General features: G+C 66.5%; 14 protein-coding genes and 1 pseudogene. 12 read left to right on the top strand and 3 right to left on the bottom strand.

Annotation, left to right across the window (positions count from 1 at the left end; translation table 11 throughout):
* Nucleotides 1-6: 6 nt before the first annotated feature.
* From ACIBHX_RS48710 to ACIBHX_RS48700, 3 genes are all read left to right on the top strand, one after another.
* The gene (locus tag ACIBHX_RS48710) at nt 7-477 is read left to right on the top strand and encodes a hypothetical protein (protein ID WP_397075387.1); all 471 of its coding nucleotides are present in this window, start codon (nt 7-9) and stop codon (nt 475-477) included.
* A gap of 133 nt (nt 478-610) precedes the next feature.
* A complete protein-coding gene (locus ACIBHX_RS48705; protein ID WP_397075385.1) occupies nt 611-1,165 on the top strand; it encodes a hypothetical protein in 555 nt (184 codons plus the stop codon).
* 557 nt (nt 1,166-1,722) lie between these two features.
* Nucleotides 1,723-4,578, top strand: a complete 2,856-nt coding sequence (locus tag ACIBHX_RS48700; RefSeq protein WP_397075384.1) for a tetratricopeptide repeat protein — start codon at nt 1,723-1,725, stop codon at nt 4,576-4,578.
* 137 nt (nt 4,579-4,715) lie between these two features.
* Here the strand turns inward: ACIBHX_RS48700 and ACIBHX_RS48695 are convergent, their stop codons facing one another.
* Nucleotides 4,716-4,964 (bottom strand): hypothetical protein, encoded by a 249-nt coding sequence (locus tag ACIBHX_RS48695; RefSeq protein ID WP_397075383.1) that lies wholly within the window; start codon nt 4,962-4,964, stop codon nt 4,716-4,718.
* Between the two features lie 2,006 nt (nt 4,965-6,970).
* On the opposite strand from ACIBHX_RS48695, the gene istA reads away from it, so the two are divergent.
* From istA to ACIBHX_RS48680, 3 genes are all read left to right on the top strand, one after another.
* Nucleotides 6,971-8,620, top strand: a complete 1,650-nt coding sequence (gene istA, locus ACIBHX_RS48690) for an IS21 family transposase (RefSeq protein ID WP_397075501.1) — start codon at nt 6,971-6,973, stop codon at nt 8,618-8,620.
* Nucleotides 8,617-9,402, top strand: coding sequence for an IS21-like element helper ATPase IstB (gene istB, locus ACIBHX_RS48685; protein WP_397075382.1), 786 nt, complete (start codon nt 8,617-8,619; stop codon nt 9,400-9,402). Before istA ends, istB begins: the two co-directional genes overlap by 4 nt.
* A gap of 213 nt (nt 9,403-9,615) precedes the next feature.
* Complete coding sequence (locus ACIBHX_RS48680; protein WP_049575795.1) at nt 9,616-10,335, top strand: DinB family protein; 720 nt, start codon at nt 9,616-9,618, stop codon at nt 10,333-10,335.
* Between the two features lie 415 nt (nt 10,336-10,750).
* On the opposite strand, the gene ACIBHX_RS48675 is transcribed toward ACIBHX_RS48680, so the two are convergent.
* The gene (locus ACIBHX_RS48675; protein ID WP_066372915.1) at nt 10,751-11,185 is read right to left on the bottom strand and encodes an MmcQ/YjbR family DNA-binding protein; all 435 of its coding nucleotides are present in this window, start codon (nt 11,183-11,185) and stop codon (nt 10,751-10,753) included.
* Nucleotides 11,186-11,453: 268 nt separating this feature from the next.
* On the opposite strand from ACIBHX_RS48675, the gene ACIBHX_RS48670 reads away from it, so the two are divergent.
* Nucleotides 11,454-11,804, top strand: coding sequence for a hypothetical protein (locus ACIBHX_RS48670; RefSeq protein WP_397075380.1), 351 nt, complete (start codon nt 11,454-11,456; stop codon nt 11,802-11,804).
* 50 nt (nt 11,805-11,854) lie between these two features.
* Nucleotides 11,855-11,944: pseudogene (locus tag ACIBHX_RS48665) on the top strand (MerR family DNA-binding transcriptional regulator); the annotation flags it as partial.
* Here the strand turns inward: ACIBHX_RS48665 and ACIBHX_RS48660 are convergent.
* A complete protein-coding gene (locus ACIBHX_RS48660; protein WP_397075504.1) occupies nt 11,920-12,138 on the bottom strand; it encodes a hypothetical protein in 219 nt (72 codons plus the stop codon). The pseudogene ACIBHX_RS48665 and the gene ACIBHX_RS48660 sit on opposite strands and share 25 nt — an antisense overlap.
* 59 nt (nt 12,139-12,197) lie before the next feature.
* On the opposite strand from ACIBHX_RS48660, the gene ACIBHX_RS48655 reads away from it, so the two are divergent.
* The 4 genes from ACIBHX_RS48655 to ACIBHX_RS48640 all read left to right on the top strand — a co-directional run.
* On the top strand, nt 12,198-12,389 hold the full coding sequence (locus ACIBHX_RS48655; protein ID WP_397075500.1) for a DUF1048 domain-containing protein: 192 nt from the start codon (nt 12,198-12,200) through the stop codon (nt 12,387-12,389).
* Between the two features lie 168 nt (nt 12,390-12,557).
* Nucleotides 12,558-12,770 carry a hypothetical protein gene (locus ACIBHX_RS48650; RefSeq protein ID WP_397075503.1) on the top strand — a complete coding sequence of 71 codons (213 nt, stop codon included), beginning with the start codon at nt 12,558-12,560 and terminating at the stop codon, nt 12,768-12,770.
* Complete coding sequence (locus ACIBHX_RS48645; protein WP_397075498.1) at nt 12,767-13,198, top strand: CocE/NonD family hydrolase C-terminal non-catalytic domain-containing protein; 432 nt, start codon at nt 12,767-12,769, stop codon at nt 13,196-13,198. Before ACIBHX_RS48650 ends, ACIBHX_RS48645 begins: the two co-directional genes overlap by 4 nt.
* A gap of 351 nt (nt 13,199-13,549) precedes the next feature.
* Nucleotides 13,550-14,055: hypothetical protein (locus ACIBHX_RS48640; protein WP_397075379.1), on the top strand; the 506-nt coding region annotated here is incomplete at its 3' end.

Here is a 14,055-nt window from a genome sequence, read left to right as displayed (position 1 = left end):
GGGACCATGAAAACGACGATGGTGGTGGCGGCTGTCGCGGCGGGCGTGCTGCTGCCTGCCGTACCGGCTCAGGCACAGGCGACGGCCGACCCGAGCCCGATCAGCCGGCTCTGGCTCAGCGCCGACCGCACCTCTTTCACCGGCCGCTGCGTCAACGGCTACCCGGTGGACAGCACCGGGCGGCGGGTGCCGTTCCGGTTCACGCTCTCGGTCGAGGTGCGGCGGGCGCCGGTCTCGCTGCGCTGGCGGCTCTACGCGGCCAACCGCGCCTACCGGTGGCATCAGCTCGACTTCAACCTGGAAGGCGGTGGCCAGCGCATGGCGCCGCAGACCAACCTGATCGTCCACCAGAGCGTCCGGCGTCTCAGCGCGGCCGTCTACTACGACGACGGCATCCACTACTCCAACCCGGTCGACGTCTCGGTCCGCTGCGTGTCCCTGCGCGACGACGTCGTCCCCAACCCTGTCGGCGGGTGAGGCACGATGCGGCTGCTCATCCTGAGCGCGCTCCTGGCCGCCCTCTGCTCCGCCCCCGCCTCGGCGATGGCCATGAAGGCAGGGCTCGAACGTACCGCTTATCGACTTCTCTGAGGCAGGCAAGGAGATCACCATGAAAGCACGCCGAATGCTCGCCGCCGCGCTCGCCCTCGCGCTGCCCCTGGCGGCCGGGTTCGCCACGGCGCCGGCGAGCGCGACCGTCCGCGCCCCGTTCGACCACTGCGACGGCGGGGACGCCCCGGACCGGGTCCTGCACGCCACCCTCGACGGCGAGGACCCGCGGGGAGTGAGCGTCGCCACGCTCGTCCCCGGAGACGTCTTCTCCGCGCGCACCGACAACTTCTCCATCCTGCGCATCGACTGGTGGGGCACCACGAAGGACCCCGACGGCGACGAGGGCCGGATCGCCGGGTCCGGCTGGCCGGCGCCGACGCTCGCACCGTACATGCTGATGGTGAAGGCGTTCTCGCGGGTCACGAACCGGCCGATCCGGCTCGACGACGGCGAGCTCAGCACGACCGCGTGGCGGCCCGTCGGGTCCAACAGCCCCTGCTACATCTACCGGGGCTCGGCGAGCGGTCGCCTCCGATTCCAGGTCAACGACCCCAACCGGGACGACAACGGCGGCCAGGAGAACATCACCGTCCTCGTCTTCCACCGGCCCTGACCCATGCGGCGACAGGAGGCTCGCACGGCACACGGCCGACTGTCGCGGGACTGCTGGCGGTCCTGGTCACGATTGCCGGCGTCGTCGTGGGGCCGCAGAGCGGCCCCGCCTCGGCCGGAACGTCGGGCATGGTCAAGATTATTGAGCCCACATGGGCCAAGTACGACCGCTTGCCCTCACCCCCGACCAAGTCGTATCGCCGCTCACGGGCAGGCCGTACGACCTACGCCATGCAGGTGTCACGTGGCGCCTATCCGCCGGTGTTCCGGCCGCTCAGGCGGCCGAACGGGCGGGACACAGCGTCGAAGTCCTGCAGCGGATCTACCACCGCCGCAACCAAGCGCGTCGGGACCTGCCCTGAAAGATCTCTGCCCGTGGGCTGCCCGTGGCGCCCGGCACGGGACGGCCGCAACCGGGAACAGCGTCCTGTCGGTATGCGCCAACGTACATCTCGGCCGAGCTACCGTCGTGCTCACGATGTCCAGACGTGCTCTCCGGTGACTCCCGATGCACTATTGAGTCAATGTGGGACCCTGCAGCTCTGGAGAGGACGGAGCATGGCCCCTCATCGCAGTGCCACACGTCGCCGGCACCCCGCCGCGAAGACGGCGCGCGGTGTGGCGTACGTCATCGCCGCCGCGGTGTTGACGATCAGCCTGGGAGTGGCGACCAACCAGGTTCTCAACGGCGACGATTTCCAGCCGCTGTGGTTGGTCCTGGGGCTGGTGCTGGCGGTGCTGACCATAGCGCTGCAGCGGTGGCTGTACCGGCGAGACCTCGCCGACGCCGAACTCCAGCCGGTCCTGTGGCCGGAGCTCACCGGCGGGAGTGGCCGCCCGAAAGAGCTGAGCGAGATCACTCCGCGGGATTTAGGGGTGCACGTCAACAGGTTCGCCGTCAGTGGGCAGCCGCCCTACATCGCGCGTGTCGCCGACGATCTGCTCGCGGCGGCGTTCACCGGCGACGACGGCCCGCGTCTCGTGATCGTCCACGGGCCTCGGCTGGCGGGAGCCACCGCCACCCTCGCGCACGCGGTGCTCACTCATCTGCCTGGTCACTATCGGGTGGTGGCCTACCACGACGATCCTCGCCTGTCGATCAGCGCGATGATCGAGCATGCGGCCCGTCATCGCGCCGATCGCGGCGGTGTGGTGCTCTGGCTGGACGGCCTGACCCCGCAGCGCCTCGCTGAGCTGGCGGCGATTGCGGTGGACCAGCTCACGCCGGGCTTGTGGGTGGCAGTCACCCTGGCCGACGGCGGGCCTCAGGTAGAGCCGCTTTCCGGCCGACCGGCCAAGTTCCTCGACGAGAACGCGGTGCGGGTCGAACTGCGGACCATCACGCCGATCGAGCGTCGAGCCCTCGAGTCCTGTGACGCCTATGCCGCGCTGCGGCCGGTGCTGGCCGAGGGCCATGATGTGCTGATGGGCCGCCTCATGGTGGCCTGGGAAGAGATCCGCCGTGCCCTGGCCGGTGACGGGGAACGCTCCACCGACCGCATCGCGCTGCTGCGCGCAGTCACCGATTGGTACCGCCTGCACCTGGACAGCCGGCGGTTGCTCACCCGCGACATCCTGGACCATCTCTTCCAGACCTACCGGCGTGAGATCGCCGCCCTGCCCTCCGATGCTCCCGTTCCTGTCACCGGCTACCGCTCTGCCCTGAAGTGGGCTATGACCGCCGACAGTAGCCGACCGCGGTTGATCGATCTCAAGGCTTCGAGGTCGGGCCGGTTCTATGCTCCTCACCCGCTGCTGACCGTGTTCGCCGAGGACTTGAGCGAACCGGCCCGCTGGCCCGTACACGACGCTTTATGGGCTTACGCCGACGAGTACTTCGATGGGGAACAGCGCCGGGACATCGGCTATGCCGCCCTGCAGCGGCAGGCGTACCCGGCGGCGTTTTCCCTGCTGAATCACACCGACACCGACATTGAGGCAGACGTGTGGGGGCGAACTGCCAGTCAGTTGCAGAATGCCGGAGATTTCGATGAGGCGCGCCGCTGGTGGAAGAAGGCGATCGCACTCGGCCATCCTGACCACGCGCCGTACGCGATGTACGAACTCGGCCTGATGGAAAAGCGCCAAGACAATTTCGAGCAAGCCCGGCACTGGTATGGCGAGGCGATCGCCAGTGGTCATCCCGACCACGCATCCCGCGCCAAGGGCAGCCTGGGGCTGATGGAAAAGCAGCAGGGCAATCTGGACGAGGCCCGGCACTGGTTCGGTAGGGCGATCGCCACCGGCCACGGCGACTACGCGCCTTGGGCCATGATCCATCTGGGCTTGTTGCTACATGAGCAGAACGAGATTGCTGCCGCCCGGCTCTGGTATACGGAGACGATCGCCTCCGGCCATCCTGACCACGCGCCGAACGCGATGCACGACCTCGGGCTGCTGGAAAAGCAGCAGGGACATGTGGATGAGGCCCGGCGCTGGTATCAGGAGGCGATCGCCTACGGTCATCCGGACGAGGCGCCGGTCGCGATGAACGGCTTGGCCGAACTGGAAGTGGAGCAGGGTGATCTGGACGAGGCCCGGCGTTGCTACCGGGAGGTGATCGCCTCCGGTCACCCGGAGGCGGCGCCCATGGCGTTGCGGGGTCTCGCCTGGCTGGCAAGGGACCTGGGCGATCTGGACGAGGCCCGGGACCTGTACGGGCAGGCGATCGCCTCCGGTCATCCGAACGAGGCGCCCGCCGCGATGCGCAACCTTGGGTGGCTTGAACAGCAGCAAGAGAATATGGACGAGGCCAGGCGCTGGTACCACCAAGCGTTCGCATCGGGCCATGCCGACCATGCGCCCGCCGCCCAGCACAGTCTCGGGTGGGTGGAAGAGCTGCAGGGCAATATGGAGGAGGCCCGGCGCTGGTATCGGGAGGCGATCGCCTCCGGTCACCCGAACGAGGCGCCCGCCGCGATGCGCACTCTCGCGTGGCTGGAAGATCATCAGTGGGGAAACACGGAGCAGGCGCGGCAGTGGTACAGCAAAGCGATCACGTCCGGTCACCGGAACCAGGCTCCTGCCGCGATGCGCAATCTGGGGGAGTTGGAGGCGCGACAGGGGAACGCCGAGCAGGCCCGCCGCTGGTTTCAGGAGGTGATCGCCTCCGGTCATCCGGACGAGGCGCCCGGCGCGAAGCACAATCTCGGGTGGTTGGAGGAGCGGCAGGGAAACAAGGACGAGGCCCGCCGCTGGTACCGCGAGGCGATCGCCAGCGGGCACCCGGAGACGGAGTCGCTCGCCCGCAGGGCTCTGCGTGAGCTCGAGAGGCGAGAAAAGGATCTACGGCGGGCCGAGCATTACTCTCAGTACGGCTACCTCGCCTACGCCGACCCGTCGATGATGCGTCCCTCGCCCGCCCCGAAACCTGAGGGCCACCCGTCCGAGCAGGACCCTTCGCCACCCCAATAACGCGGACAATTGGGAAAACGCTGGATCCTTTCGGCGCACAACGACTTTCCGCGACGATGCTTGTTCGATGCGATCGACACCTTGCGCCTCGCGGTAAAGGCACTCGTATGCATGATGGTCGCAACCCGGTCGCCGCATCAGCCCAAGTGAATAGAACTCCGCGATTTCGCCCGGGTTCGCGAGATCCGGACCTGGCGCACTACGTGGTGGAGCAAGATGAGTTTTCCGGGTTCGGCCTGGCCTTCGTCGCCGAAGAGCAAGGGGGCGGTCTTCTCGGCCGCGGCCGTGGCTACCTGTGGGTAGACGGAGGTGTCGGTGGTGAAGGCGCTGGAGGTGCGTCCCAGCGTTTCCTGCACTACCTTCATCTCCACGCCGGCCGCCAGCATGAGCGAGGCGCTGTGGGTGGGACTCTGGTTTTGAGGGCTGTCTGAAAGACAAGAACACAAGTCGAGCCACTCCGTCAGTGTGATGCGACGGAGCGCGGAAATATGTGTGGGAGGTGCCATGCCGAAGCCTGATGCTGACGAGGAACTTCCTGCCATAGCAAAGGTAAGCTCCGAGCGTCGTTGGAGGCGCCTGGGCCCCATGCTTGCTGCTGGAGTGGTACTGCTCTCTTTGTTGATAGGGACAGGGGTGTCTCTCGGCCTGCAAGCTCAAACTGTGTCCGAGGCTCGGGCAATCGCCCTTGACGGCACCAAGCAGCGCGGGTCGGACTGGTATGCCGCAGACCTACTGGGCTATGTCGCCGTACTGAGTCACTCGGAAAGATGTGGGACCTGAGCGAGGACGACGATCCCCGTAGAACCGTTGTCTGTACTGGGAACTATACGGGGCGTCTTCTCGATATCTCTCTGAGTGCCGATGGCATGACGCTGTTCGCCGGCTTTGAGAGCGGCTCGGTTGAAATCTGGAGCTTGGGAGCTGGGCGGAAGCCTCGGCTGCTGGCTCGCGTGCGTGAGCACACCTCTGACGTGAGCGTGGTGTCGGCGTCAGCGGACGGAAGAAAGCTGCTCACCATTAGCGAGGATTCGGCTGTCGTTTGGTCGCTCACTGATCCGCTCCACCCTGCTCTGAGTTCGCGACTCAAGAGTGCGGAGCAGAAGCCCACTGTGAGCGGATGGGGCGGCGGCGTGATGAGCACCGACGGCCGGAGGGCGATAATCGGCCGGACTGTTTGGGATGTGACCGACCCGGCGCGACCGACCCGAATGGGAAGCCTGCCAAGTCCGGCAGCAGGGGGAGCGCCGCTGGCCGTCGCCGGCGACGGAAGTATCGTGGCCACGGTTGAGAACGAATCGGGTGGGGTGTCGAGCCTTGGCCCGGTAGTCATATGGGGGCTGAAGGATCCGTCGCACCCAATCCTACTGGCCACGTTAAGAGTTCCTGAGTCTCAAAGCTGGCAGCTGGCCATGAACGAGGGTGGGACCGTGATTACCGTAGGAACAAGGGCTGGCGGGGCTTATTCATGGCTGCTGCCCAAGCTGAGTTCCAGCTTTATAAGAGATGCCTGCGTCGCTTCCCAGCCTCTTCGACCGCCTCCCGGATTCTGGGAAAGAATTAGTGAGGCTGAACCGCCTGATGTGCTGAACGAAGAGCCGTTCGACATATGCTCTGGGCTCTAGAGAGTGTTGAAGGCGAAAGTTACTTTACGTACTAAGGAGAAACTTGGTTACTGTATCGAGGGTCAGGTCGTCGCGGAGGGGACAGCAGTGCGGGAGCCTCGCCAGATATGCGCCATCCAATTCGGATGCGCTGGCCGGGATGAGCTGACTTCGTAGACGGGGACTGGCTCCACTGACCGGCAGCGAGGGAGCCATCCCTTCTCGGGCGGAAGTGATCTGGAGCCGTACGACGAGGCCGACGCCACCGCCCTGGGCACGGTCGGCCGGAGACTGGCCGAAAACGACTTGGTGATGTCGGTCTGCGCATGCTGCGCGGTCCACTATCCCGGCCAAACCCTCGCGATCGTCATCACGCGCAAGGAAGACGGCCACCGCCATCCGGCCGTCGTCGAAGCCCCGGCCGCCGCTGCGCCGGCTGATCGCCCTGAGGAAGGCTCACTGTCTGGAGTCGAGATGGGTTGGCTGGATCGAAGCCGTGAGCAGCCCAGTAGTCCGTAGCCGTTCGGCCGACGAGCCGAAGCCGGGCGAGAAGTGAATATCCAACACATATGCCCGACCAGCGAGAACATGGCATCCGAGGTAGGGGATGTCAGGAATCTCGGGTGTCAGAGGTCTGCAATGGTTTCAAGGGTGAGAGCTGGCCCCATCTACGGGTGAGTGTTGGCCCCACTGCGTGATCGGTTGATTGCGTTCTGGTGAGTTTTGGCCCCACCCGCAGGCTTGTGGTGAGACTCTCGATGTGCCCGATGGCGAGGGGGCACGTGGTGGGTCTGAAGACCAAGGTCGAGTTGTATGCGGCGATCCGCCGAGATGCCCGGGCTGAGGGCCTGTCGATCCGCAAACTCGCAGACAAGTACGAGGTGCACCGCCGCACCGTGCGGGACGCGCTGGGCTCGGCATGGCCGTTACCGAGGAAGAAGATGCTCCCGCGCCGATCACGGCTGGACCCCTACAAGCAGGTGATCGATGAGATCCTGCGGGCTGACCTGGACGCGCCCCGTAAGCAGCGGCATACCTCTCAGCGCATCTTCGACCGACTGGTCGCCGAACACGAGATGGAAGGCGTGTCCTATTCCACGCTGTGCGAATACGTCCACGACCGGCGCCCGAAGATCCGCATTGAGGCGGGCCGGGCGGCTCCTGAGGTGTTCATCTCCCAGTCGAAACGGCCCGGAGTCGAGGCCGAGGTCGACTTCGGCGAGGTGTGGGTGAATCTGGCCGGGACGATGACCGTGTGCTACATGTTCGTGTTCCGGATGTCGTACTCGGGCAAGGCGGTGCACCGCGTGACCGCTTCCTGCGGCCAAGAAGCGTTCCTGGAAGGACACGAACACGCCTTCAACGTGCTCGGGGGCCTGCCGACGGGCCAAGTCCGCTACGACAACCTGACCTCCGCGGTGGCCCAGGTGCTTGGCTTCACCCGCGGCCGGGTGGAAAACGAGCGCTGGACCGCCTTCCGCTCGCACTACGGCCTGGAAGTTTTCTACTGCCGCCCCGGCCTGAGCGGAGCCCATGAGAAGGGCGGGGTCGAGGGCGAGGTGGGCCGATTCCGCCGCAACCACCTGGTCCCGGTCCCGGTGGTGGCCACGCTCGCGGAGCTGAATGCCACCATCGATGAGTGGGACACCGTCGATGACCAGCGGCGGATCGGCTCGCGTGCGCACACTGTGAGCGAGAGTTTCGCCATCGAGCGCCCCCTGCTGCGGCCGCTGCCCGACGATCGATTCGAGACGGGCCGCGTCTTCCATCCCCATGTGAACCGTCATTCGCTGGTCTGCGTCCGGATGAACTACTACTCGGTGCCAGTACGGCTGGTGGGCCGCAAAGTCCGGGTACTGCTACACGCCTCGGAACTGGTCATTTTCGACGGCAAGACCGAAGTCGCCCGCCACGAGCGGCTGATCGCCCGGGGTAAGCCCCGGCTGAGGCTGGATCACTATCTGGAGATTCTGCTGCGCAAACCAGGCGCGCTGGCCGGGTCAACGGCGCTGGAGCAGGCCCGCCAGCTGGGAACCTTCACCACCGTCCATGACGCCTGGTGGGCTGCGGTCCGCAAGGCCCACGGCGAGGCCGAGGGCACCCGCGCGCTGATCGAGGTGCTACTCCTCCATCGCGGCATGGCCCACCGGCACGTCGTCGACGGCATCGCCACCGCGCTGTCGGTCGGCGCATTGACCAGTGACGTCGTCGCGATCGAGGCCCGCAAGGCTGCCCACGCCGAGACCGGAATGGCCTCCGCCACTACCTCCTCGCCGACCGGCCCGGTGGGCCAACCGGCCGAGTTGCCGCCGCTGCCCTCGCTGACCGAGCGGCGCCTGGCCGCGCTCCCACCCGACAGCCGACCGCTGCCGTCGGTGGCCGCCTACGACCAGCTCCTGCGCTTTCGTCCACCCGCTACCGGCCAGGGAGATACCCCATGACGATTCACCAGCGTGGTCTCACCGAGCCGGCCGCCGAGACCGCGATCGACCAGGCCTGCAAGATGCTGCGCCTGCCCACCATGCGCAGCCAGTTCGTGGCCATCGCCGACGCCGCCGAGCGCGAACAACTCACCTACCGCGGCTTCCTCGCCGAGCTGCTGATGGGCGAGTGCGAGGACCGAGAGCGCCGCCGCTCCGAGCGGCGCATCAAAGCCGCCGGATTCCCCCGCCAAAAATGGCTGTCCGACTTCGACTTCGAGGCCAACCCCGACATCCCCGCAGCGACCATTCACACCCTGGCCAAATGCGAATGGTTCAAGAACGGGCACCCGCTGTGTCTGATCGGCGACTCCGGCACCGGCAAGTCACACCTACTCATCGCCCTGGGCACCGAGGCCGCCATGGCCGGATACCGCGTCAAGTACGTCCTGGCCGCCAAACTCGTCAACGAACTGGTCGAAGCCGCCGACGAGATGATCCTCAACAAGACCATCGCCCGCTACAGCCGCTACGAACTGCTCTGCATTGACGAACTCGGCTACATGGAACTCGACAAACGCGGCGCCCAGCTGCTCTTCCAGGTCCTGACCGAACGCGAAGAGACCGCCAGCGTCGCCATCGCCTCCAACGACAGCTTCAGCGGCTGGACCAAAACCTTCACCGAACCCCGCCTCTGCGCCGCGATCGTCGACCGGCTCACCTTCAACGGCTCCATCATCGAGACCGGCACCAGCTCCTACCGACTCGCACAGACACGCGCACGCCAGGCAAGCGGAGCCTGAGTCCCAGCCTCCGACCATCCACGCCACCCGATGCCATCGACGGCCGTGCGTTTGGTTTCGTTCGTGAGAAGTGACCGCATTTGTTCGTGAGTTCTGACCGCACTTGAGGGCTGGAACCATGATCAATGTTCGGGAGAGCCGACCGCACCATGGGATGGAGGTCGCGGGGTCAGGGAGGCCAGTTTGTCAGTACTCGGCCCTAGCATGCGGAGCATGAAACGATATGTCGACGAGGACCTGCACGGTGCAGAGTTCCGCGAGTGCGATCTGACCGGGGCACGCCTGATCGGCGTCGTCATGCAGGACGCCGTGATCGACGGGCTTATCACCAACCTCGTGGTGAACGGGGTCGAGGTCACCGAGTACGTCGAGGCAGAGCTCGACCGGCGTAATCCGGTGCGGCTGCTGATCCGCTCCGAGGACCCTGCCGAGCTGCGCGAGGCAGCGCGTCAGCTCCATGCCGGCTGGGCCGCCACAATCGAGCGAATCCGTCGTACGCCCGGCATCGAGCGCCGCAGCGTGAACGACGAGTGGTCGGCCGTGCAGACGATGCGCCACCTGGTCTTCGTCCACGACTCGTGGTTCCGCCGCTGCTGCCTGGGCTCGACGGAGCTGTTCACGCCGATGGGCATCGGGACGACCGTCGAGCCCTACCGTGGAGCGCACGGGCTTGACCTCTCGCTCGATCCGTCCCTAGACGAGATCGTGAGCGTGCGTGACGCACAGGCCGCCGAGCTCGAGGCCTGGCTCGACAAGGTCACCGCTGAGCAGCTCGCCGGGCGAGCGCCGGTGCCCGACGACGATGTCTGGCCGCCGTACGCCCGGGGCCGCTCGGTGCGGCAGTGCCTCGGCACGGTGCTCAACGAGACCTTCGAGCACCACGGCTTCTGCGTCCGCGACCTCGACCTGATCGAGGCACAGGACGCTGAGTAGGACCGGCCACGGACTCACGCGGTACTTCTCGAGCATCCGGCGGTACTTGCCTCTCATGCCTGATGCTCCGCAGGCACCTTTGATAACGGGCGGCCGCCCGGATGTCGGCGAGCTCGTAGAGGTGCGCTGCCCTGGAGGCCGGCGATACGGTCCATGAGTGCGGTCGAATCCCACGAACAACGACTTCGCCCAACCATGCCCGCGGTCACAGCCGACGAACAACCGCGGTCAGGTCACGCGAACGAAACCAGCGGGACGAGCCCACTGCCCAACATGACCACCGAAGCCGATCCGGGCAGCCTACTTGCCTAACGTGACTGACAGCCCCTCAAACAGCTGACCAGCAAGTTCGCTTGAGAACCCAGATAACAATCGGCCTCGTAGGTGGTGGCGCGGTGCATGTCCTTCATCGCGGTCATCGCCGTTCGGGCGGCCGACATGGACCTGGCCGGGGAACCTGTGCCGCCAGCTTCTTCGGCGCCCGCAGGCAGTAGCTCTCGATGAGCAGCTCGGCGATCTCGTCCCAGTCTGCGTCCGGTTCGATCACCATGCCCACGACCTGCGGGTGCCACCTCGGTTTGTAGAACGGGTGGCCGGTGCCGACGAGCGCGGCGAGCTCGGCACCGTCGGAGCGGAAGGTCAGGACGGTGGCATCCCCGACGAACGGCGCGTCGCGGGTGTAGGCGGGCGGGTACTCGTCGCTGATGCCGAGGACGTGGGCGAAGGTCTTCTTGCGGACCAGCCAGCGGGTGCCGACCCAGGCCTGTTCCTCGTAGACGCCGGGGAGTGCGAGGCACAGCGCGCGGAGGCGGTCGAGGACGTCGTCCGGCACGTCGGGGCTGTCCGGCATCGGCGTCTCCCAAAATTGTCGGTGCTCTCGTGCATGATGCCCCGCCATGAGCCTGAACCACGTCGACATCGTCCTGGCGGCTGACCCACTTGCCTGACATGCCTTACCGATCATCAACCGCTGAACAGCCGGAACGCTCAAGACCCTGAGGCAGGCGGCGGAGACCTTCAGTGATGCATCAGCGTCAGGTGGCACTCTCGCTGACTTGATCAACACCTGAGCGAACGCCAAGGTGCGGCTTCGGAAGCTGTTTCGGCGGTTGAGCCCGTTGTTGCTGGTGCTGCGCCCGACGGGCCTGACCTCGCGGATGTCCGCCGCGCAGATCGCGGAGAGCAACATCGAGATCGGCCGGATCGCCAGCGTGCGCGCGCTGGCCCCCGTGCTGGACAACATCACCGTCCCGGCCCGGTATGTGGTCGCGTCGGGGAGGTCTTTCGGCAGCAAGGATGACGAGCAGGAACGCATCCGCGCCAGCCTCGCCAAGGTGTGCGAACGCAACCCCAACATCAAAATCCACGCGAAGGTCCCCAGCAACCACGGTTCCATCCTGAAGAAGGACTTCCGCGCCATCGCAGAGGCCGTACGCGAAGTCGCCGCCCTCGACCGCGGGCGGCGCTGAAGACCGGCGGGCTGACGATCAGCCTGGCAGCGCCCTTCGCTGCTGTCACGGTGCAGACAGTGCGGCACTACCATCGGCACGGGCTGATCGACGAACCCCGCCGCGACAGCTCCGGCTACCGATGCGACGCCTCGGCCGACCTGCTGCGGCTGGTCCAAGTCCGGACCCTGGCCACCGCCGGCGTGCCGCTGGCCGAGATCGGGACCTGCTCGATGCCGACGCCCTTGCCGATGTCCAGCGGCGCCTCACCGACCGGATCGAAGGGCCGATCGAGCAGAAGAGGCGCTACCGGCAGCACAAGGCGCGCACGCAGCAGCTTCCCGCGAACTATCACATGGCGATCGAGGCGCTGCCTGGAGGACTTCGGGCCGAGGGACGCCGACAGCCTGCTGGCTGCTGGAGGATCTCGCCGACCTGTTCGCGCAGAGCGCGGCGGACGGAACCCCGATCCGCGATGTCGTCGGGGAGGACCCGGTGGAGTTCGCCGAGGCGTTTCTCCGGAACTACCCGGAGAGTCAGTGGATCAGCCGGGAGCGGGAACGGCTGACCGACGCCATCGATCGCGTCACGGGCGACAAGCCGTAACGAGAGAACGCCACAGCGGGCGCGTACGGCCGCTCGCCTGCGGCGATCGCGTCCGCGGCTCGTTTCCGCCCGTATTCCGATGGCACCCGGACGAGGGCGGCTCGGTCACCGAAGCCGCAAAGTCGGGCGCTTTACCGCCTAGTAACCGATTCAAAGGAGCACACCACCATGTCCATCACCCTTACCGACCAGGACAAGATCACCCTGCGGACCGCCGCCTACGGCGCCGTCTCGCTGATGGCCGCCGCCGATGCCACCGGCAAGCCCCACCGGGCCGCCGTCGACGGCTCCATCGCCCTGGGCTCCAGGACCGGCCTGGTCGGGCACGTGCTCGCCACGTATCCCAAGGGCATGAACCTGAGCAGCGTCGACGCCGCTTGACGGCAAGCCCGCCCGCGTCCGCGGAAGGCCTCAAGTTCATCGGCGGCGAAGACTGCGTCGGCCAGAGCACGGCCGATGACGACGGCTGCTACCTCAAGGCCGGCGACAACACGGCGACCTCCGGCTTCAACGTGGTCACCCGCGGAATCCTGGACGCGCAGAACCACACATCGCTCAGCCGCCAGGCACCGCTGACGCCGGGTAAGTCGTACCAGATCACCTGGAAGATGCTGCCGCTGGATTACGAGTTCAAGGCCGGGCACCGGCTGGGCCTGGTGCTGACCGGGGCCAACGACGACTTCAACCTCGACCAGACCGGCACCGGCTCCGGGGACGACGTCGAACCCGGCACCGGGGCCAAGGTCACCGTCGACCTGGCCGGCACGTCGGTTTCGCTGCCACTGGTCACCGGCACATCCATCAAGTAACAGCAAGATCGATCTTCGCCTAGGGTCGCGGCCGCCATTGGCCGCGACCCTAGGTATGACGTCCCGAGCACGGCACCGTTCCCCACGCCCTGGCCGGCGCCGGTCGCGAGCGATCCTGGAACACGTATCCGCAGGGGCCGGTATCCGGTCGGGCCGAGCTGGGCAGGCTCGCCCTCGATGGTCGGTGACATGGGTGTACGTGCTCAGCCCTTCGGAGGCGAAGTACCTGCTCAGTGCCCTGGCGGTGGGAGTTCCGGGTCATGTCAGCGGCGGTGTCAGGTCGGCGACGGCCTGGTATCAGAGCGGTTGGAGATGGTGGATGTCGAAGGAACACAGCACAAGGAGCGCATGATGCAGAAGTTCGAGACCCTTGCCCCGATCTCCGTCGTCCTGGACGTCCCTGCGGGGCGTGTTCAGTTCATCGCTGCGGACCGGGCTGACACTACGGTCGAGGTCCGGCCGACGAATGCCTCGAAGAGCCGCGATGTGAAGGCGGTGGAGCAGACCACGGTCGAGTACGCCGATGGTGTGCTGCGGATCGAGACTGCGGTGGGGAAGAATCAGTACCTGGGCCCGTCTGGAGCCATCGATGTGACGGTTCAGTTGCCTGCCGGTTCTCAGGTTGAGGCGAAGACGGCCAGCGCTGAACTGCGGACCGTCGGTCGCCTGGGCGACGTCGCTTTCGACGGTGCGTACCGCCTGATCAAGATTGACGAGGTCGCGAGCCTGCGTCTCACTGCGACTGACGGTGATGTCGAGGTCGGTCGGTTGGGCGGCCCTGCGCAGATCAGCGCGGCGCGGGGTGACATCCGGATCGCTGAGGCCGTGGGTGGCAAGGTGGTGCTCGGCACTCAGTC

It is taken from the genome of Nonomuraea sp. NPDC050536 (assembly GCF_044457685.1).
In the GTDB taxonomy this organism is placed as follows: Bacteria; Actinomycetota; Actinomycetes; order Streptosporangiales; family Streptosporangiaceae; genus Nonomuraea.
Note: the sequence above shows the minus strand (reverse complement) of the source record. Positions and strands in the feature narration are given on the sequence as shown.

What these genes read in the sequence shown, in the direction of transcription:
- ACIBHX_RS48705 (WP_397075385.1), top strand. Translation starts at nt 611, where the DNA reads ATGAAAGCACGCCGAATGCTCGCCGCCGCGCTCGCCCTCGCGCTGCCC.
- istB (WP_397075382.1), top strand. Translation starts at nt 8,617, where the DNA reads ATGACGATTCACCAGCGTGGTCTCACCGAGCCGGCCGCCGAGACCGCG.
- ACIBHX_RS48710 (WP_397075387.1), top strand. Translation starts at nt 7, where the DNA reads ATGAAAACGACGATGGTGGTGGCGGCTGTCGCGGCGGGCGTGCTGCTG.
- ACIBHX_RS48650 (WP_397075503.1), top strand. Translation starts at nt 12,558, where the DNA reads ATGTCCATCACCCTTACCGACCAGGACAAGATCACCCTGCGGACCGCC.
- ACIBHX_RS48675 (WP_066372915.1), bottom strand. Translation starts at nt 11,185, where the DNA reads ATGCCGGACAGCCCCGACGTGCCGGACGACGTCCTCGACCGCCTCCGC.
- ACIBHX_RS48680 (WP_049575795.1), top strand. Translation starts at nt 9,616, where the DNA reads ATGAAACGATATGTCGACGAGGACCTGCACGGTGCAGAGTTCCGCGAG.
- ACIBHX_RS48700 (WP_397075384.1), top strand. Translation starts at nt 1,723, where the DNA reads ATGGCCCCTCATCGCAGTGCCACACGTCGCCGGCACCCCGCCGCGAAG.
- ACIBHX_RS48695 (WP_397075383.1), bottom strand. Translation starts at nt 4,964, where the DNA reads ATGCTGGCGGCCGGCGTGGAGATGAAGGTAGTGCAGGAAACGCTGGGA.